Genomic DNA, 19,926 nt, shown 5'->3' on the forward strand with positions numbered 1-19,926 from the left:
TCGGCATGAGAGCCGCTCGCGATCGCGTCCGCATCCTGGTCGAGTCGAAGCCGTTCCAGCGTTTCATCATCGTGCTGATCGTGCTCAACGCGATCATCCTCGGCCTCGAGACCTACCCGGTGATCGTGGATGCGGTCGGGGGCGCGCTAGGGATCCTCAACGCGATCATCATCGGCGTCTTCGTCGTCGAGATCACGTTGCGCATCTTCGCGCACGGCCTGAAATTCTTCCGAAACGGCTGGAACCTCTTCGACCTCTTCGTGGTCATCGTCGCGCTCATTCCCGCGGGCAGTGAGGCCGGCGTCCTGCGGGTGTTGCGGCTGTTGCGCGTTCTGCGCCTGCTGTCGGCCGTGCGGTCGATGCGTCTCGTGGTGACCGCACTCGGCGCCTCGATGCCGGGCATCGCTTCGATCGGCGCACTGCTGTTCATGCTGATCTACGTATTCGCAGTCGCGGCGACCACGCTGTTCGGGGCTCAGAACCCCGCCCACTTCGGCGACCTCTGGGTGTCGGGCGCGTCGCTCTTCCGCATCATGTTCGGCGACGGCTGGCCCGACTTCGTGGCGCCGATGGCGTTCGACGCGCCGTGGATCTGGGGCTTCTTCATCGTGTTCACGATCGCTGCCACCCTCATCGTGCTCAACCTGCTGATCGCGGTCGTCGTCGAAGCGATGGATCGCATGAAGATCGCCGATCTCGACGAGGCGATCGAAGAAGACAAGGCGATCGACGAGCGCATCCTCGACGAGCTGAAGGCGCTGCGGGAACAGGTGGCCCGGTTGGAGGCCGCGACATCGACCGGCGGCCCCGAGCGACCAGTATCCTGAGCGAGCATCACCCCCAGTCGAACGAAAGAGGCAGACGGATGTCGCGCTCACGGTTGAGGAGAGTCCTCTCTGCTTTCGGGGCGAGCGTGCTAGCCGCGGCCGGATTGACGGCGTGCGTCGGCACCCCGGGGGGCATCCAGGCCCCCGATAGTTGGACGATTCTGAGCTACCAGATCGCCGACACCAACCTCGAGCCCTTCATGATGGACGACGTCGAAGAAATGGGTCTGGTCGGGTCGCGACCCGGCTTCAATCTGGTCGCCCTCGTCGACCGCGCCGAGGGCTACACCGACACGTCGGTGCTCGGCATCCCCGACTGGACCGGCGCGAAGCTGCTCGAGATCGAGAAGGGCGGCGCAACGGAGCTCTACGACTACGGCCCGATCAACACGGGCGACCCCGAGACGCTCGCCCTCTTCATCAGCGAGACCATCAAGGCCTACCCGGCGGCGAATTACGGGCTGATCATCTCCGACCACGGAGCATCGTGGCCGGGGGTCGGTGGCGACGAGTCCCACGACCAGGACTCGCTTACGCTCGCCGAACTCGACCAGGCGATCGGCCAAGGCCTGGAGGATGCCGGAGTCGACAAACTTGAGATGCTCGGCTTCGACGCGTGCCTGATGGCGACGCTCGAGGTGGCCTCGACGATGGCACCGCACGCCGACCGGCTGCTCGCATCCCAGGAGCTCGAACCCGGTCACGGCTGGGACTACAGCGCCCTCGAGGCGGCGTACCGCGGCGCAAACGTCGACGAGCTCGGTTCGGCTTTGATCGAAGGCTTCCGCAACCAGGCTCTGGCTTCCGGCACGGAGAACGAGATCACGCTCTCCCTCATCGATCTCGAGAACTTCGCCGCCGTCGATGAAGCGGTCACGACCTTCGCGAAAGCGCTTACCGAACGGGTCGCCGACGTCGCGCCGACCGTGGGGCGCACGCTCGCGCAGACTCTCGGGTTCGGTAGCAACCCCGACCCGCGCTTCGACACCCACATGAAAGACCTCGGCATCCTCGCCGGCGAGATCAGCGTCGACGCGCTCGACGTGGCAGACGAAGCGGATGCCGTGGTGCGCGCCGTCAACGACGTCGTCATCGACAAGGTCGACGGGCAGGCGACGCGCGGCGCGACCGGTCTCTCGATCTACTTCCCGCCGAACGACGGGGTCTACAACCCGGAGTACGCCGCCGTCGCCGAACGCACCGGCTGGGCCGACTTCCTCACCACGTACTACGCCGAGGGCGGTCAGATCGGCGATCCGCCCGACTTCATCTCGAACGACGCGATTGTGGAGTTCGCCGACGGCGGCCTTTACGTGTCGGGTCAGTTCGGGGCGGATGCCGAAGACAACATCTCGGAAGCCTTCCTGTACTACGGCATCCTGAACGGCGACGGCACGATCAGCTACATCGGTGAGCGTCCCGCGCAAGTCTCCAGCGACGGCTCGGGCGTCGCGAGCGCGTTCTACAACCTCGGCTATCTCTCGCTCGACGACGGCACGGAGACATCGCTCGGCTACCTCGCGTACTCGCAGGACGAGAATGCCGGCACAGCCAGCGTGAGCGTGCCGCTCGATTACTACGACTCGAACGGCAGCGCGGCGATCAACGGGCTGCTCGAGCTCGGACTCGACGCCGCGACCGGCTCGATCATCTCGGAGACCTACTACGCGTACAACACCTCGACCGGAAGCTACGGCGAGCTGTCGGTGCAGCCCGACGGGCTGATCGTGCCGCTGGTGCAGAAGTACGACCCGACGACCGGCCAGTACGAATGGGTGTCGCCGAACGGCGTCGAACTGTCGGCCGAGCTCGCCAACCTTCAGTACTACGTCGACCCGCTGTCGTCGGGAACGCAGCTCGTCGTCGAACTCTGGGTCGTCGACTTCGGCGGCAACGCCGCCTCCGTCAGTGCCCTGGTCACCGTTCCCTAGCGAGTCGGTCCTGATCAGACGTGGAGCGGGCGGACCTCGTCGAGAGCTGCCCGGTACTCCTCGATCGAGCGCGGCTCGCCGGGGGCCGTGATGAACGACGCCCGGATGACGCCCTTGACGTCGATCACGAAGGTCGCCCGATTCGCAAAGCCCTTCTCGTCAAGGAACACGCCGTACTCCTTGGCGACTGCTCCGTGCGGCCAGAAGTCGGCGAGTAACGGGAAGTCGTAGCCCTCCTGTTCGGCGAAGGCGCGCAGCGTCGCCTTCGAGTCGACCGAGACACCGAGCAACTCGACGTCGTGATCGGTGAACAGGTCGAGATTGTCGCGCAGAGCGCACAGTTCGCCGGTGCACACGCCCGAGAAGGCGAGTGGGAAGAAGACCAGCGCAACCGCCTTCACACCGCGAAAGTCGCTGAGCCGCACTCGTTCGCCGAACTGGTTGGCGAGGTCGAAATCAGGTGCCTGCGTGTCGTTCTCAAGAGCCACAGCGCACGATACTACGCCTCGAAATCTCGAACGGCCGGGACAACTAGAGTGGAACGGCGCTTTCGCGCGGCGATCCACAAGATCGCAACTCAAGCCACCAGCACGCTCTACCAGCGTCGAACACTTGTGAGGTCACCGGTGCCCATCAACGACCAGGACCCGTATTCGGTCGATCACACCGATCAGGACCCTGACGAGACCGCCGAGTGGCAGGAGTCGCTCGACTCCCTCGTCGCGGCGAAGGGCCGAGGCCGCGGTCGCGACGTCATGCTGAGCCTGCTCAAGCGCTCGAAAGACCTGCAGCTCGGCGTGCCGATGGTGCCGACGACCGACTACATCAACACGATCGCACCCGAGAACGAGCCCGCCTTCCCGGGTGACGAAGAGGTGGAGCGCCGCTACCGAGCGTGGATCCGCTGGAACGCCGCGATCACCGTGCACCGCGCTCAGCGTCCCGGCATCGCGGTCGGCGGCCACATCTCCACCTACGCCTCCTCGGCCGCCCTCTACGAGGTCGGTCACAACTGGTTCTTCCGTGGCAAGGATCACGCGGGCGGCGGAGACCAGATCTTCTACCAGGGCCACGCCTCCCCCGGCATGTACGCCCGCGCCTACCTCGAGGGCCGGATGAGCGAGCAGCAGCTCTCCGCCTTCCGTCAGGAGAAGTCGCAGGCGCCGCACGGCATCTCCTCGTACCCGCACCCGCGGCTCATGCCGGAGTTCTGGGAATTCCCGACGGTGTCGATGGGCCTCGGCCCGATCAACGCCATCCACCAGGCGCAGGCGAATCGCTACCTCACCAACCGCGGCATCAAGGATGCCTCCGACCAGCACGTCTGGGCCTTCCTCGGCGACGGCGAGATGGATGAGGTCGAGAGCCGCGGCGCCTTGCAGTGGGCCGCGAACGACAAGCTCGACAACCTCACCTTCGTCATCAACTGCAACCTGCAGCGGCTCGACGGCCCGGTACGCGGCAACGGCAAGATCATCCAGGAACTGGAGTCGTTCTTCCGCGGCGCCGGCTGGAACGTCATCAAGGTCGTCTGGGGCCGCGAGTGGGATGCCCTGCTCGCGAAGGACACGACGGGCGCTCTCGTCAACCTGATGAATGTCACGCCCGATGGCGACTACCAGACCTACAAGGCGGAGTCGGGCGCATACGTGCGCGAGAACTTCTTCGGCCGCGACCCGGTCACCGTCGAACTGGTGAAAGACCTCACCGACGACCAGCTCTGGAACCTCAAGCGCGGCGGCCACGACTACCGCAAGGTGTACGCCGCCTTCAAAGCGGCGACGGAACACAAGGGGCAGCCGACCGTCATCCTCGCCAAGACGGTCAAGGGCTACGGCTTGGGCCCGTCGTTCGAGGGCCGCAACGCGACCCACCAGATGAAGAAGCTGACGCTCGACAACCTCAAACAGTTCCGTGACGAGATGCGCATCCCGATCACCGATGCCCAGCTCGAGGCCGACCCGTACCAGCCGCCCTTCTACCACCCGGGAGCCGGTGACCCGGCGATCGAGTACCTGCAGGAGCGCCGGCGCGAGCTCGGGGGCTACCTGCCGGAGCGGCGGTCGAAGTACACGCAGATCACGCTTCCCGGCGACGCCGCCTACGAAGACATGAAGAAGGGGTCCGGCAAGCAGCCTGTCGCCACGACGATGGCGTTCGCGCGGCTGCTGAAAGATCTGCTGCGTGACAAGGGTCTCGGCAATCGCATCGTGCCGATCATCCCCGACGAGGCGCGCACGTTCGGGATGGACGCGTACTTCCCGACGGCGAAGATCTACAACCCCAACGGCCAGCACTACACCTCGGTCGACCGCGAGCTGTTGCTCGCCTACAAGGAGAGCCCGCAGGGGCAGATCCTCCACGTCGGGATCAACGAGGCCGGTGCCTTCGCGGCGTTCACCGCGGCTGGCACGTCGTATGCAACGCAGGGCGAGCCACTCATCCCGGTCTACGTCTTCTACTCGATGTTCGGATTCCAGCGCACCGGCGACGCGATGTGGGCGGCGGGCGACCAGATGGCGCGCGGCTTCATCATGGGCGCGACGGCCGGTCGCACGACGCTCACCGGCGAAGGCCTTCAGCACGCCGACGGCCACTCGCACCTGCTGTCGTCGACGAACCCGGCCGTCGTCTCGTACGACCCGGCCTACGGCTACGAACTCGGCCACATCGTGCGCGACGGTCTCGAGCGGATGTATGGCCGGGACGCGAACGGCCAGCCGCATCCCGACCCGAACGTCATGTACTACATCACGATCTACAACGAGCCGATGCCGCAGCCGGCGGAACCCGAGAACGTCGACGTCGAGGGCATCGTGAAGGGCATCTACAAGTTGAAGGCCGCGGAAGGTTTCGGGCCGAAGGCCCAGATCCTCGCGTCGGGCGTCGGCATCCCGTGGGCGCTCGAAGCGCAGGAGATTCTCGCACGCGACTGGAACGTCGCCGCGGATGTCTGGAGCGTCACGTCGTGGACCGAGTTGCGGCGCGACGGCCTCGCCGCCGACGAACACAACTTCCTGCACCCGCAGGAGCCGCCGCAGATCCCGTACGTGTGGCAGAAGCTGCAGGGCGCTGAGGGACCGTTCGTCGGTGTCAGCGACTTCATGCACGCCGTGCAGGACCAGATCCGGCCGTTCGTGCCCGGTGAGTACCTCACGCTCGGAGCCGACGGTTTCGGCTTCAGCGACACTCGTGCGGCCGCGCGGCGGTTCTTCAAGATCGACGGCCCGTCGATCGTGGTACGCGTGCTGCAGTCGCTCGCGCGCCGCGGTGAGGTGGCGGCCGACGCGCCGGCCCAGGCGATCGAGCGCTACCGCCTGCACGACGTGACCGCGGGCACCTCCGGATCCGCCGGCGGCGAGAGCTAGGGCGCGACACCGAGAATGGCGCCGCCGCGAACAAAGCAGCAGACCCTCGCCTGGCTGCGGACGCTGTCGGGTGAGCTCTCGACGGCCACCCTGAAACGCCTCGAGGACACGCTGCCCTGGTATCGCGACATGCCGCCCGGGCGCCGCAGCGCCGTCGGGCTCGTCGCCCAAGCGGGCATCACGAGTTTCATCTCCTGGTACGACGACCCGAAGTCGATTCCGTGGATCGCGGCGGATGTCTTCGGCGCCGCGCCGCGAGAACTGCTTCGTTCGGTGAGCCTGCAGCAGACGCTCCAGCTGATCCGCGTGACGGTCGAGGTGGTCGAGCAGCGGGTGAAGGACAGCGAGGAGAGCCTGCGCGAGGCCATCCTGCTGTACTCGCGTGAGATCGCCTTCGCCGCCGCCGATGTCTACGCCCGCGCTGCGGAAGCCCGCGGCCTGTGGGACGCCCGGCTCGAGGCGCTCGTGGTCGACTCGATCCTGACCGGCGAGTACGACTCGGAGTTGCCGAGTCGCATCGCCGCGCTCGGCTGGAACGGGCACGGCGAGGTGAGCGTGCTGGTCGGCACGGCGCCCCGGATGCTCGACGTCGACATGCTGCGCCGCACCGCGCGTCACCTCGAGTCCGACGTGCTCATCGGAGTGCAGGGCAGCCGGCTGGTCATCGTCATCGGCCGGGTCGACGCCCTGGAAGACGACACCGCCGCCGAACCGCGGCCGTTCCTCGACATCGCAGCCGAACTCGAACCCGGGTTCGGCCCGGGGCACCTGGTACTCGGCCACGCCGTGCCGTCGCTGCTCGAAGCAGCGCGCAGCGCCAAAGCGGCGCTGGCCGGCTTCGCGGTCGCCCGCGCCTGGCGCAAAGCCCCGCGACCCGCGCTCGCCGACGATCTGCTGCCCGAGCGCGCCTTCGCCGGCGACCCGCTCGCCCGGTCGACCCTCATCAACCGCATCTACCGGCCGCTGCACGACCACTCCACCGAACTGCTGACGACGCTGTGGTGCTACCTCGACAACGGACGCTCGCTCGAGGCGACCGCGCGAGAGTTGTTCGTGCACCCGAATACGGTGCGCTACCGCCTCAAGCGCATCTCGGAGGTCATCGGCTACGACGCGACCGGCTCGCGCGAGGCCCTCATCCTGCAGGCCGCCCTCGTCGTCGGCGCCATTGCCGGGTCGCCGAAGGCGAACACCGACCGCTGAGCCGTCGTAGGAATCGCCCAACGATTCCGCCAACTCTTGATCGAATCGCGCAAGTCGGCGCCCGTCGAGCCTGGCAGGATGGTCTCTCGTGAGTGTCGTCGTCGTTGCCCCCGGCCAGGGATCGCAAACCCCCGGATTCCTCGAACCCTGGCTCGCCGAGCCGCGATTCGCCGAGCACCTCGGGGCCCTCTCGGATGCCGCCGGGCTCGACCTGGTCGCGCACGGCACGGTGTCGGATGCCGACACCATCCGTGACACGGCGGTCGCTCAGCCGCTCATCGTGGCCGCGTCACTGCTCGCATTCGGCGCGCTCGCCGGGCAGCGCGACCGCCTCGCCGGTGTCGCGGGACACTCGGTGGGCGAGTTCGCCGCCGCGGCGGCGGCCGGCATCCTCACCGAAGCCGACGCGCTCGCCCTCGTGCGACAACGCGGAACCGCGATGGCCGAGGCCGCCGCGCTCGAGCCGACGGGCATGAGCGCCGTCATCGGCGGCGACGAAGCCGAGCTGCTCGCGAAACTGGATGACCTCGGCCTCTCCCCCGCCAACTACAACGGCGGCGGCCAGCTCGTCGTTGCGGGCGACCTCGCCGCACTCGCGGCGCTCGCCGAGAACCCGCCCGCCGGCGCCCGGGTCATCCCGTTGCAGGTCGCCGGCGCCTTCCACACCCGCTACATGCAGCCCGCCGTCGAGCGCCTGCGGGACGCCGCGGCGGGCGTGACCATCCACGACCCCGCGGTCACCATCTGGACCAACAAAGACGGCTCCACTGTGTCGTCGGGTGCGACCTACGTCGACCTGCTCGTCGGGCAGGTCGCCAACCCGGTGCGCTGGGACCTCTGCATGGCGGCGTTCGAGAAGGCCGGCGTCACCGGTCTCGTCGAACTCGCCCCGGCCGGCGCGCTCGTCGGTCTCGCGAAACGCGGCCTGAAGGGCCTGCCCACCGTCGCGGTGAAGACCCCCGACGACATCCCTGCCGCTCTTGCCCTGATCGAATCACAGAGTATCGAAGGCTCATGACCACGCTGAAGCAGGCCGAAGGGCCCAAGTACACCCGCATCCTCTCGTTCGGCGCGGCGCGCGGTGACCTGACGGTGCCGAACGACGACCTGGTCGGCCCGATCGACTCCAGCGACGAGTGGATCCGCCAGCGCACCGGCATCATCACCCGCAAGCGGGCGAGCAAGGGCGTGGATGCCATCGACCTCGCCGAGACGGCGTCGAAGGAGGCGATCGCGGAGGCCGGCATCCGGCCCGACCAGATCGGTGCCGTCATCGTCTCGACCATCAGCAACGTCGCGGTGACCCCGTCGATGGCGGCGCTGCTCGCCGAGCGGGTGGGCGCCAACCCGGCACCTGCTTACGACGTCAGCGCCGCGTGCGCCGGCTACACCTACGCGATCGCGCAGGCCGACGCCCTCGTGCGCAGCGGGGCCGCCGAGTACGTGCTCGTCGTCGGCGCCGAGAAGCTCTCGCAGTACGTCCACCCCGAAGACCGCTCGATCTCGTTCCTGCTCGGCGACGGCGCCGGTGCGGCGATCGTCGGCCCGGCCGACGAACCCGGAATCTCGGCGTCGGTCTGGGGATCGGACGGCTCCAAGTGGGATGCCGTCGGCATGAACGCGACCTTCGAGGAGTACCTCGACAAGGTGAAGCCGTGGCCGACGATGCGGCAGGACGGGCAGACGGTGTTCCGCTGGGCGGTCTGGGAGATGGCGAAGGTCGCCAAGCAGGCGCTGGATGCCGCCGGCATCACCGTCGAGGATCTCGCCGCCTTCGTGCCGCACCAGGCGAACATGCGCATCATCGACGAACTCGCGAAGCAGCTGAAACTGCCGGAGTCGGTCGTCATCGGGCGCGACATCGAGACGACCGGCAACACGTCTGCCGCATCCATTCCGCTTGCCACCCACCGGCTGCTTCAGGAGCACCCGGAGCTGAGCGGCGGCCTCTCGCTGCAGATCGGTTTCGGCGCTGGATTGGTCTACGGCGCCCAGGTCGTCCGGCTCCCCTGACTCCCCTAGATAGACTCGTTCTCGGTCATTCGAACGTCCGACTCCACTGCGCATCCCGCACATCCAACAAGGAGAAACACCATGGCACTGTCCACCGAAGAGGTCCTCGCGGGCCTCGCCGAGCTCATCAACGACGAGACCGGCATCGCGACCGACAGCGTGGAGCTCGACAAGTCGTTCACCGACGACCTCGACATCGACTCCATCTCGATGATGACGATCGTCGTCAACGCCGAAGAGAAGTTCGACGTCAAGATCCCCGACGAAGAGGTCAAGAACCTCGTCACCGTCGGCGACGCCGTCAGCTTCATCGTCAAGGCCCAGGGTTAACCATCAGGGTGGGGGCGTGAGCCCCCGCCCGCCTTCGGAGTGCACATTCACATGACCAAGCGAATCGTCGTCACCGGCATCGGCGCATCCACGCCCCTCGGTGGCACCGCCCAGGACACCTGGACCGCCCTTCTCGCGGGCGAGTCGGGTGCGAACTCACTCGATTACGAGTGGGCGAGCATGTACGACCTGCCGGTCACTTTCGCCATGGAGGCGAAGGTGCGCCCCTCGGAGGTGCTCGAGCGCGTCGAGACCAAGCGTCTCGACCCGAGCTCGCAGTTCGCCCTCATCTCGGCTCGTGAAGCCTGGGCGGATGCCGGCGCACCCGACATCGACAAGACCCGCATCGGCGTCGAGTACTCGACGGGCATCGGCGGACTCTGGACGCTGCTCGACGCCTGGGACACCCTGCGCGAGAAGGGCTCGCGTCGCGTTCTGCCGATGACGGTGCCGATGCTCATGCCGAATGCGGCATCCGCTGCCGTCTCGATGGATCTCGACGCCCGCGCCTTCGCCCGCACCGATGTCTCGGCGTGCGCGTCGAGCACCGAGGCGATCGCGAACGCCTACGACCACCTGCAGCAGGGCTACGCCGACATCATCCTGGCCGGCGGCACCGAGTCGTGCGTGCACCCCATCACCCTCGCCTCGTTCTCGTCGATGCAGGCGCTTTCGCGGCGCAATGACGAGCCGACGAAGGCCTCACGCCCGTACGACCGCGACCGCGACGGCTTCGTCATGGGCGAGGGCGCGGCGACCCTCGTGCTCGAGACGCTCGAGCACGCCCAGGCTCGCGGCGCGAAGATCTACGCCGAGATCGCCGGCGGCGGCGTGACGAGCGACTCGTATCACATCACCGCTCCCGACCCGGAGGGCCGTGGCGCCGCGCGTGCGGTCTACGCGGCGCTCGCCCAGGCGGGCGCGACCGTGGATGACGTCACCCACATCAACGCGCACGCCACCAGCACCCCGGTCGGCGACATCGCTGAATACAAGGCACTGCTCGCCGTGTTCGGCGACCGCGTGCGCGAGATTCCGGTCTCGGCGACGAAGGGCGCCCACGGGCACCTCCTCGGCGGCACGGGCGCGCTCGAAGCGATGATCACGGTGCTCGCGGTGCAGAGCCGCACGGCCCCGCCGACGATCAACCTCGACAACCAGGACCCCGACATCCCGCTGTTCGTGCCCACGGCACCGCACGCCCTCGGCGATGCCCCGCAGCTTGCGATCACCAACTCGTTCGGCTTCGGCGGTCACAACGCTGTCGTCGCCATCCGCTCCTACGACGCGTAGCCCGGTTTGACGGCTATTTGCCCGAGAACGCCCTTTGCGGGGGGCGGGTTGGGGCGTTCTCGGGCAAATAGCCCATTGGGGGGTCTGGAAGGGGTCAGCGGATGGGGATGCAGCCGTCGTGGATGGCGCACTCCCCTTCGCCGTCGGCGCCGAGCGGGGCGAGGGCTGAGGTGTCGAGAATGGCGTCGGCCGTCAGGATCGCGGCGACCTCGTCGTGAAGGATGTGGATGGTCACCTGTTCACCCGACCTTGTGCAGCCAGATGACGGGCGACTCTTCGGAGGCGAGGCGGAACGACTCGAGTTCGTCGTCCCAGGCCTGCCCGAGCACGAGCCGCAGTTCGCGGTGCAGCTCGAAGGCATCCGACCCGGCTTCTTCCATCGCCGAGCGGATGCGATCTTCGGGCACGACCATGTTGCCGACGGTGTCGGTCTGCGCGTAGAAGATGCCCAGGTCTGGGGTGTGCATCCAGCGACCGCCGTCGGTGCCGAGCCCGGCATCCTCGGTGACTTCGTAGCGCAGGTGCTCCCAGCCGCGCAGGGCGGATGCCAGAGCGGCCCCGGTGCCCCGGTCGCCTTCCCAGAAGTACTCGGTGCGGAACGCGCCCTTCAGAACGGGCTGGTCGCGCCAGTCGAAGTTGACGGCACGACCGAGGGCGCGGCCCGCCGCCCACTCGACGTGGGGGCGCAACGCGCTGGGCGCGGAGTGGATGTAGACCACTCCGCGTGCGATCTTCGATTGCACAGCAGCCACTTCTCTCTCCATTCGTCAGGATGCGACTTCCCCATCGACCTGTGAATGTTGAGATATGTAGCTCAAGGGCGATTATGCCCGAGAGAAGCCCGAAATCACAAGGATGTCATTCGGCGCGCCCTATTTGGCGTCGCCCTATTTGGCGTCGCCCTATTTGGCGTCACTGTAGCGATCCACCACGGAAACCGACACGGCGAACTCGACGGGCACTCCCCCGAACAGCAGCCGTCCGGCTTCGGCAGCCGATTCCCGCATCGCGACCACGACATCCTCGGCCATCGCCTCAGGTGTGTGCACGATGAGCTCGTCGTGCAGGAAGAACACCAGATGCGGCTTCTCGACGAGCGACCCGGCCCCCATCGACCACAACCGCCGCCGCAGCGACCCCATCCAGCACAACGCCCACTCTGCGGCGGTGCCCTGCACGACGAAGTTGCGGGTGAAGCGCCCCCACGCGGCGGCGCGCTGCTGGGTGCGGCGCTTCTGCGCCTCCGTCGCGGTCTCGTCGTACCCGAGCTCGACCCCCGGAGGCGACGACCGCCCTAGCCACGTCGACACCACATCTCCGTGCTCCCCCGCCCGGGCGGCCGCTTCGACGAACGCCATCGCCGCGGGGAACGCCTTCTCGATGCGGGGCCGCATCCGCCCGCTCTCACCGGTCGTGCCGCCGTAGATCGCGCCGAGCATCCCGTACTTGGCCTGTTCTCGGGTCTCGACCGCGCCCGTATCGACCATGCCCTGATACATGTCGCTCGCCTGCCCGGCGCGGGCCATCGCGCGGTCGCCCGACATCGCGGCGAGTACCCGCGGTTCGAGTTGCGAGGCGTCGGCGACGACGAATCTCCAGCCCGGGTCGGGCACGACGGCCGAACGCACCTGCTTGGGCAACTGCAGCGCTCCCCCGCCGTCCGAGGCCCACCGCCCCGTCACGACCCCGCCGGGCACGTACACCGGGCGGAATCTGCCGTCACGCACCCACTCCTCGAGCCAGTGCCACCCGTTGGCCGAGAGCAGCCGCGACAGCGACTTGTACTCCAGCAGCGGCTCCACCGCGGGGTGGTCGATCTCACGGATCTCCCACTTGCTCGTCGACTCGACCCGGAATCCGGCGTTCTGCAACGCCTTGAGCAGGTCTTGCTGCGAGTCGGGATTGAGCCCGGGCGCATCCAGCAACTCGCGTAACCGGTAGACGAGGGCCTCCAGCCGCGCCGGCCGGGCGTTCGGGATGCGTGGCCCGAGCATCTCGGTGAGCACCCGGTCGTGCTCCTCGACACTCCACGGCAGCCCGGCGAAGCGCATCTCGGCGGCGACGAGCGCCCCGACGCTCTCGGCGGCGAGCAGCAGCGCGAGCCGCCCCTCGTCGCCTGCGCCGGCTGTCGTCTCCCGCTGCCGCTGCCACTCGACGACCGGATCGTCGTCGTCTTCGGGCGCATCGAGGTCGAACAAGGCATCGGATGCCGCAACGGCTCGAGCGCGCGGCGGTGCGTCCCAGGCATCCCGAGCAGCGGTCGTGAGCGCCGAGGATGCCGCCGCAGCCGAGTTGCGCAGGATCGTGTGGCACAACCGCAGGTCGACACACCGCTCAACCCGCACGCCGGCGGCGAGCAGCGGCGGATACCACCGGGAGGTGTCGTTCCACACCCACCGCGGCCGCTCTGGTTCCCGCTCCGTGACCCAGGCGGGCAGCGCGGCTTCGGCAACGACCGCGCCCTCGCCAGGCACCCCGTCGTCGCTCAGCTCGGTCGCCACCACTCCCCGCGAGGTCGACTGGAGCGCGATGAACACGCCCCCAGTCTGCACGGCGCGACGGAAGACGACGGGGCCGTAGCCGCCGCGCCTACCTCGCGTCGGTCGACGTCACCCCGGTCGACTACTCGAGCGCCCTCCGCGATCCCGCCGACTTCGGGCCCGTCGTGGCTGCCGATCCTCGTCACGAGCTGGACACACTGCGATCCGGCGACGGGCTGAGGCTAGCCGTGAAGCAGTGACCCGTCTTTCGCCAGCACGTTCTTCTCGCCGGCCTCGATCGGGATGCCGAAGCGGTTCTGCTTGGGCGGCAGCGGGCAGTTGAACGCGTACGAGAACGCGCACGGCGGCAGGATGGCACGGTTGAAGTCGAGCGTGATCGTGCCGTCGGGGTTGGGCGCGACGAACAGGAACCGCCCGACGCTGTAGGTGCTCTCGCCGCTCGTGGCGTCGGCGAAGACGATCTGCAGCGCCCGACCGGCTTTGAAGGCGACGAGGTCGTAGTCGACGCCGTCGCGGGTGAAGCGGATGCTGCCGGGGATCACTTCCTCGCGTGGCGAGTGCTTCGCGTCTTCGTCGTCTTTGAGGTGCTGGAAGCCCATGGTCGTGCCCACGGGATTCTCTTCCCACGCGGCGGTCACGATCCACGCCGGGTCATACGGGAAGGTGTCGATCCCGCCGAAGTTCTGGATGCCCTCGGAGTTGGCGTCCCACACCCGGAGCGCATATCCACCACCCGACTGCGTGATCACCGCGCCGCGCACGGTGTCGCTGAACACGACGTCGCTCGGGTTCGGGTCGTCTTTGCCGCGCACGATGGCTTCGCCGTCGACGACTTCGCCATCGACCCGGATGCCGTCCGTTGCGGTCGCGTGCACCTTGAGCCCCGACTCCCCCGGAGGCAGCGGCGCCCATCGACCCGGAACACCCCAGATCGTCTGCTCGGAGTCGACGAGTTGGGTGTTGGTGAGGGCGAGACTGCCCTGCGGCTGGGTCACGGCGAGTTCGCGACGCTCATGAAAGTACGCGAGCTGCTCCTCGGGAGACTTGGTCGACAGTTCCGTCGGGCTCAGCGTCATGCCATCCATCCTCACTCAGGTCACTGACGTCAACCTGGGGCGACACGGACGAATTCCCCAGAACGACAGGATGAGGGCCGCGGCACACGCGAGTATCCCTAGACTTCGGGCATGGCGTGGAGCGATGCAGCGGCCAAATACCTTCGCGGGTCGACCTCGTGTCCCCGGTGCGAGCGCGGCCCTGTCGGGCCGGATCACTGCCCGCACTGCGGGGCGATCCTGGTCGGCGAGGTCGCCGACGAGTTGCGCGCGGTCTCCGCGGAAGCGGCCGAGCTGTTGACTCGACGGCAAGAGATCATCGGGCGCCTGACGACCAAGGCCGCGTTCGCGCCGCCTCCCGTCGGACAGCCCGCGGACGCACCGCCGACCACTGTCGCGGCAGCACCCGCCGCGTCGATGCCCGCCGCGGCATCCAGTTCGCAGGTGAGTCTGCAGTCGGTGCTCGCGATCGCCGGCGCGGTGCTCGTCGCCGTGGCGATCGTCGTGTTCCGCTTCTTCAACGTCGACGTCGACATCTCGGTGCGGCGGTTCGTGATCGCCGCCGTCACGATCGTGTTCCTCGGCTTCGCCTGGCTGCTAGCTCGGGTGAAGCTGACCTTCTCGGCCGAAGCCGTCGGGGCACTCGCGATGGTGTTCGTCGCCCTCGACATCTGGGCCATCTCAGAGCTCGTCCCCGACGGGATCAGCGCCTGGACGTTCGCTGCCGTCTCCACCCTCATCGCGTCACTGCTCACCCTGTTGATCGGGGTGCTCGTGCGCCTGCGGGTATGGCTGTGGCTGGCGCTCGTCGGACTGATCTTCGTGCCGGCGTTCTTCGGGTACGCCGTCGACGGTCCCTGGTCGGCGACCGTCGGGCACCTCGGTTCGGTCGCTGTCGCGCTGCTCGGCTTCGAGATCGCGCGACGGTTCGCCCCGCGCTTCGAGAGCCCGTTGCGGGCTGACCGGGTCACCGTGACGCTCGCCGCGGCCCTCTTCGGTGTGGTCGCGCTGCTGGGCCTTCCTGCCGTCGGCTTCGAGGTGGAACGCGCCGAATGGGTAGTCGGGTCGGCGCTGACGATCGCAGCAGTCGCGGCGCTCAGCGGAATGTCGACTCGCACACTCGCCCCTGCGGCATGGAGCGCCGTGCTCGGCGGTCTGGGAACGCTCGCCGTCGCGGTGCTGCCGTTCGCCCTCGACCTGTCGATCGACGACATGCCCGGGTGGCTCGCCCTCGCACCCGCCGCCGCGGCCATCGGGCTGGCCGCCATGGCTCTCGTGCCTTGGCCGACGCTGGTGGGCCACCAGCCGGTGCGGGGCGGCGCCCTCGTCGTGGCGATGCTCGCTGCCCTGCCGGCAGCACTCGTCGCAATCGTGCAGCTCTTCTCGCCGCTCGCGAGCCGGATCCGCGACGGGTCGATCTTTTCGTCCACCCCGAGCCTGGCTGCGATCCTCGGCCTGGCCGCCGCCGCCCTCGGCGTACTCGGGCTCGCGTTTGCGGTGCGTCGCGACGGTCGCTCGTGGCAGCCGTGGCTCGTGCTCAGCGCCTGGCTCGCCGCGGCGACCCTCACGACGGCCCCCGCGTGGTCGGGGCTCGCCGCGTCGGGCCAGGCCCTCGTCGGCGTCGTCGTCAGCGCAGGGATTGGCCTGGTTGTGCTGTTCGTTCCGCGTGCCCGCGACGCCGCCCTCTCGCTGCGCGCGCCGTTCCTGGTGGCGGCGCACGTCATCCTGGTCTTCCTCGGGCTCCTGTCGTGGACCGACGATGCTCTCACGGTGCCGCTCGGCGCCGCGATCGTCGCGACGCTGGTAGTGCTGGCGTCGACGGTCACTCCGGTGCTGCGCGCGCTCTACGTCGTCGTCGGCTACGGCTACGCGCTCGTGCTGGTCGCCCGCGGCCTCGACCTGCTCGGGCTCGACGCGATCCCGGTGATCTCGTACACCGCAACGGTCGCCTCGGTCTTCGCGCTCGTGATCACCCTGGTGCGGCGGGTTCGCGCGCCCCTCTGGTATGCGGTGCTCGCGGTCACGGCCGTGCCGTTCGTGATCGGAGTGGCCACCGTCATCGCCGAACGCACCTGGGAGACCGCGCTGGCGAACGCCGCCATCTTCGCGCTCGCGCTCACGCTGACGCTCACCCGCCGCCCCGGCCTGACCCGGGTGGTGCGCAGCGGCGCCGCGGCACTCCTGCTGCCGTCTCTCGCGGTCGTCGTGGTCAACGTCATCCCCCGCATCATCGAAACCGGCATCGTGCCGGCGTGGAGCGGCGGGGGTGGTGCCCCCGTCACCCTGCCGGTGATCGCCACGATCGTCGCCCTCGTGCTGCCGACGACACCGCTCATCGCCGGGTCGCTGCGCCGTGGCGAGGTGTCGGCAGAAGACGCCGCATCAGTGCGCGCGTGGATCGAGATCTCGGCCTTCGTCACGGGCGGCATCGCGGCGCTGCTGTCGCTCGTGCTCGAAACTCCCGACCTCAGCACCTCGCTGCTCGTGTTCCTCATCATCGGCATCGGCGCCGCCGGCGCGAGCGTCTTCGCGAAGCGCCGCTACGGCTGGTGGCTGGCGGCCGCATCCTGGACCGCGGCGCTGTGGTGCGTCTGGGGCCTCGTCGGCATCCGCGATGTCGAGCCGTACGTCTACCCGCCCGCGATCGCCGCGGTCATCATCGGCGTTGTGCTCACCATGCGAGGGCGTAGCGGGGCGTCGCTTGTCGCGCCGGGCCTGGCGATCGGCATCGCCACGTCGCTCGTCGTGCTCGCGGTGAGCGGATCGGGTGCGGATGCCGCGCTCCCCTGGCGAACGCTCGCCCTGTTGGCGGCGTCCACCGTGCTCGTCGTCATCGGCGCGGTGCTCGGCCGCGGCGGCGACGGTTGGCGCCTCGCGGTGTTGCGCGTACCCGTGCTCGTCGCCGCGATGGGCGCTGCGTCAGCCGGAGCCATCCAGGCCGTGCGGTACGGCGTCGAAGCCGACGACCTCGGTCTCGGTCATCCCGACCTCGTCGTCTGGCCGGTGCTGGTGTTCAGCGTCGTGGCCGCCCTGTTGGCTGCCGAGGCGGGTCGCGCGCTTCGCCCGACGCACCGCTGGCTGCTCGTGCCGGCGCTCGTGTTCTTCGTCGTCGGACCGATCGCGGCGGTTGCGCCGGGCGTGGCTCCGATGTGGATGCTGTGGTCGCTCACCCTCGTGTTGCTCGCGTTCCTGCTCGTCACGGTGTTGCGCGGGCTGGCCGCCGCGGCCGGGTCGCAGCCGACGATCCTGCCGCCCACCTGGGTGGTGTTCCTCGCCGCCTGGTGCGTCGCCGTCGCCGGGTGGAGCGTGCGCGACCTCAACGTCGAGTGGTTCGCGTTGCCCCTCGGGCTCGCCCTCGTCGGCGCCGGCGTGCTCGTGCTGCGCCGCGGCTCGCCGGATCAACGCGGCACCCTCACGTCGTGGCCGGTCGGGTTCACGCGGTCGTGGGTCGTTCTCGCGCCCGGCATCGTCGTCACCGTGCTGCCGTCGGTGCTCGCGACGGGGACCAACCCGGCGACCTGGCGCGCCATCCTCGTGCTGGGGCTCGCCCTGGCCGCGCTGTTGCTGGGGGCGCTGCTGCGCTATGCGGCGCCGTTCGTGCTCAGCCTCGTCACCTTCGGGGTCGAGATCTTGGTGATCCTGGTGGTGCTCGTCGCCGGGCGCGACATCGACCCCGTGATCTTCTACGTCGCGGCGGGGGCTGCAGGATTCATCCTGATCACCGTCGCGATCTGGTTCGAGCGACGATCGCGCGGTGACAAAGAGAACAGCGCTCGGATGCGCGACCTACGCTGAGCCGACGAAACTGCGGAACCGCTCAAGCGCCTCGCGCGGGGTCGCGGCTGCGGCCACGAAGCCGTCGGGACGCACCAGGTAGAGCAGCCTCGTGTCGAGCCGACGATGACGGTCGGGCCCGAATGCGTGGGCGTCGAATCCGAGTGCTGACGCGGTCGCGATGACCGTTCCGGCCGCGACGCCATAGCCATGCACCTGCCATGACAGCGCGCGCAGGGCCTCGTAGTTGTCGCCGCTCCAGGCGAGCCTCCGCCCGACAACGCGGTCGCGACGCCGTGTTCGCGCCTCGGGCGACATCCAGTAGTGGATGCGCAGCTGCGCCAGATAGCCGTACAGGCGCTCGGTGTCCACCAGGCCGGGCACGAGGCGCACCGCGAGCGGGCCGAGAAACGGGATGACGCGATCACGGGCGAACCGGGCCGCGCGGGTACGGGAGGTGATGCGCGCGAAGATCGTATCCGTGCTGCGCACCAGGCGCCGGGCAACCGGGCGGCGCTCGGCTTCATAGCGCTCCAGAGTCGCGGCGGCGCGGCGCCCGGCAATGACATCCATGAGTTTGCAGGCGAGGTTGTGGGCGTCCTGCAGACCGGTGTTCATACCCTGCGCCCCGACCGGCGAGTGCACGTGGGCGGCATCGCCGACCAGGAAGACCGGCCCGCGTCGGAACCGCTCCGCGACGCGGTGGTGCACCCGGTAGTTCGAGAACCATGTGGATTCGTTGTACCGGATCGCGAACTGCGCCTCGAGCCGGGCTCGCACGCCGGCCTCGAGCCCGTGCTCGGCTTCGTGCTCGTCGACGGTGCCGAGGATGCGGTGGTGCCCGGCGGCGCCCATGGGGAACCCCAGCACGAAGTCGTCTCGGCTGACTCGCATATTCACGCTCTTCTCGACGAGGCCTGTGACGCCCAGGGCGTCGGCCACGTAGAAGCGCAACGGGTTGGTGGAACCTTCGAAGTCGATGCCGAGCCGGTCGCGCACCGTCGAGGACGCACCATCGGCACCGATGCACCAGCGAGCCCGAATCGTGACCGTCGCGGCAGGCGTCGTGAGAACCGCCTCGACGGGGTGGTCGGCCTCCTCGTCGCCCCCGTCGATATGCAGGTCACGCAGTTCGTGACGCCAGAGCACGTCACGGCCGGTGTCGCTGTCGCGGTAGGCCTCGTGCAGGATGCGCTCGGTAGTGCTCTGTTCGAGCATGTGGATGCCGGGATACGGCGTCAGTGTTCTGCCGAACCCGGCGAAACTCACCGGCCGGAAGGCGCGGGCGCGGTAGCCGGGCACGATCTGCGGGGCGCGGCCGCACTCTGCCAACACCCGGTCGACGAGACCGATCTGGTCGAAGATCTCCATGGAGCGGGCCTGGATGGCCAGCGCCCGGGACTCTCGGGTGGGTTCGCCCTTGCCGTCGACGACCGTCACGTCGACGCCGAGGCGGGCGAGGCACAACGCAGCCATCAGACCGCTCGGACCAGCCCCGACGACGAGCACGTCGGTGAATGCGGAAGGGGTCGCCACGCCGCCAGCATCCCACCGCAGTGCGAGGTGTGAAAACCCTCCGAGTCGGCGGGGTGCCCTGGCATCTCTTCACGATTCTCGGAATCGTGGCTGAC

Annotated in this window: 15 protein-coding genes; 9 read left to right on the forward strand and 6 right to left on the reverse strand. The window is 68.6% G+C overall.

From position 1 onward, the window contains the following. Positions 1–5: 5 nt before the first annotated feature. Both WBL06_RS14460 and WBL06_RS14465 read left to right on the forward strand, forming a co-directional pair. The gene (locus WBL06_RS14460; protein ID WP_424457224.1) at positions 6–827 is read left to right on the forward strand and encodes an ion transporter; all 822 of its coding nucleotides are present in this window, start codon (positions 6–8) and stop codon (positions 825–827) included. Between the two features lie 86 nt (positions 828–913). Then, complete coding sequence (locus WBL06_RS14465; protein WP_424457226.1) at positions 914–2,758, forward strand: clostripain-related cysteine peptidase; 1,845 nt, start codon at positions 914–916, stop codon at positions 2,756–2,758. 14 nt (positions 2,759–2,772) lie between these two features. Here the strand turns inward: WBL06_RS14465 and WBL06_RS14470 are convergent, their stop codons facing one another. After that, positions 2,773–3,246 carry a peroxiredoxin gene (locus WBL06_RS14470; RefSeq protein ID WP_424457227.1) on the reverse strand — a complete coding sequence of 158 codons (474 nt, stop codon included), beginning with the start codon at positions 3,244–3,246 and terminating at the stop codon, positions 2,773–2,775. A 138-nt stretch (positions 3,247–3,384) separates the two neighbouring features. Here WBL06_RS14470 and aceE point away from each other — a divergent pair, with 138 nt between their 5' ends. From aceE to WBL06_RS14500, 6 genes are all read left to right on the forward strand, one after another. After that, positions 3,385–6,126, forward strand: coding sequence for a pyruvate dehydrogenase (acetyl-transferring), homodimeric type (gene aceE / locus WBL06_RS14475; protein ID WP_424457229.1), 2,742 nt, complete (start codon positions 3,385–3,387; stop codon positions 6,124–6,126). 15 nt (positions 6,127–6,141) lie between these two features. After that, on the forward strand, positions 6,142–7,329 hold the full coding sequence (locus WBL06_RS14480; RefSeq protein ID WP_424457231.1) for a PucR family transcriptional regulator: 1,188 nt from the start codon (positions 6,142–6,144) through the stop codon (positions 7,327–7,329). Positions 7,330–7,417: 88 nt separating this feature from the next. Beyond that, a complete protein-coding gene (locus tag WBL06_RS14485; protein WP_424457232.1) occupies positions 7,418–8,347 on the forward strand; it encodes an ACP S-malonyltransferase in 930 nt (309 codons plus the stop codon). Beyond that, positions 8,344–9,342 (forward strand): beta-ketoacyl-ACP synthase III, encoded by a 999-nt coding sequence (locus WBL06_RS14490; protein WP_424457234.1) that lies wholly within the window; start codon positions 8,344–8,346, stop codon positions 9,340–9,342. The genes WBL06_RS14485 and WBL06_RS14490 overlap by 4 nt, the downstream gene beginning before the upstream one ends. Before the next feature lie 81 nt (positions 9,343–9,423). Then, positions 9,424–9,672, forward strand: coding sequence for an acyl carrier protein (locus WBL06_RS14495; RefSeq protein WP_424457235.1), 249 nt, complete (start codon positions 9,424–9,426; stop codon positions 9,670–9,672). 51 nt (positions 9,673–9,723) lie between these two features. After that, a complete protein-coding gene (locus WBL06_RS14500; protein ID WP_424457237.1) occupies positions 9,724–10,965 on the forward strand; it encodes a beta-ketoacyl-[acyl-carrier-protein] synthase family protein in 1,242 nt (413 codons plus the stop codon). A 94-nt stretch (positions 10,966–11,059) separates the two neighbouring features. Here the strand turns inward: WBL06_RS14500 and WBL06_RS14505 are convergent, their stop codons facing one another. The 4 genes from WBL06_RS14505 to WBL06_RS14520 form a co-directional block, all read right to left on the reverse strand. After that, entirely contained in the window at positions 11,060–11,200 is a 141-nt protein-coding gene (locus WBL06_RS14505) for a hypothetical protein (protein WP_424457238.1), read from the reverse strand. 4 nt (positions 11,201–11,204) lie between these two features. Then, complete coding sequence (locus WBL06_RS14510) at positions 11,205–11,717, reverse strand: DUF3145 domain-containing protein (RefSeq protein WP_424457240.1); 513 nt, start codon at positions 11,715–11,717, stop codon at positions 11,205–11,207. Between the two features lie 150 nt (positions 11,718–11,867). After that, positions 11,868–13,502 (reverse strand): bifunctional 3'-5' exonuclease/DNA polymerase, encoded by a 1,635-nt coding sequence (locus tag WBL06_RS14515; RefSeq protein WP_424457241.1) that lies wholly within the window; start codon positions 13,500–13,502, stop codon positions 11,868–11,870. A 185-nt stretch (positions 13,503–13,687) separates the two neighbouring features. Beyond that, complete coding sequence (locus WBL06_RS14520; protein ID WP_424457243.1) at positions 13,688–14,542, reverse strand: DUF1684 domain-containing protein; 855 nt, start codon at positions 14,540–14,542, stop codon at positions 13,688–13,690. Positions 14,543–14,653: 111 nt separating this feature from the next. Here WBL06_RS14520 and WBL06_RS14525 point away from each other — a divergent pair, with 111 nt between their 5' ends. Further along, the gene (locus tag WBL06_RS14525; RefSeq protein ID WP_424457245.1) at positions 14,654–18,316 is read left to right on the forward strand and encodes an SCO7613 C-terminal domain-containing membrane protein; all 3,663 of its coding nucleotides are present in this window, start codon (positions 14,654–14,656) and stop codon (positions 18,314–18,316) included. Here WBL06_RS14525 and WBL06_RS14530 read toward each other — a convergent pair. Continuing rightward, positions 18,308–19,831 carry an FAD-dependent monooxygenase gene (locus WBL06_RS14530; RefSeq protein WP_424457247.1) on the reverse strand — a complete coding sequence of 508 codons (1,524 nt, stop codon included), beginning with the start codon at positions 19,829–19,831 and terminating at the stop codon, positions 18,308–18,310. The two genes, WBL06_RS14525 and WBL06_RS14530, sit on opposite strands and share 9 nt — an antisense overlap. Positions 19,832–19,926 lie beyond the last annotated feature (95 nt).

This window comes from Pseudolysinimonas sp., from assembly GCF_049651805.1.
Lineage (GTDB): Bacteria > Actinomycetota > Actinomycetes > Actinomycetales > Microbacteriaceae > Pseudolysinimonas_A.

Bases quoted from the DNA above. Each gene is read 5' to 3' on its own strand.
- WBL06_RS14490 (WP_424457234.1), top strand. From the start codon at position 8,344: ATGACCACGCTGAAGCAGGCCGAAGGGCCCAAGTACACCCGCATCCTC.
- WBL06_RS14480 (WP_424457231.1), top strand. From the start codon at position 6,142: ATGGCGCCGCCGCGAACAAAGCAGCAGACCCTCGCCTGGCTGCGGACG.
- WBL06_RS14460 (WP_424457224.1), top strand. From the start codon at position 6: ATGAGAGCCGCTCGCGATCGCGTCCGCATCCTGGTCGAGTCGAAGCCG.
- WBL06_RS14500 (WP_424457237.1), top strand. From the start codon at position 9,724: ATGACCAAGCGAATCGTCGTCACCGGCATCGGCGCATCCACGCCCCTC.
- WBL06_RS14495 (WP_424457235.1), top strand. From the start codon at position 9,424: ATGGCACTGTCCACCGAAGAGGTCCTCGCGGGCCTCGCCGAGCTCATC.
- WBL06_RS14525 (WP_424457245.1), top strand. From the start codon at position 14,654: ATGGCGTGGAGCGATGCAGCGGCCAAATACCTTCGCGGGTCGACCTCG.
- WBL06_RS14520 (WP_424457243.1), bottom strand. From the start codon at position 14,542: ATGACGCTGAGCCCGACGGAACTGTCGACCAAGTCTCCCGAGGAGCAG.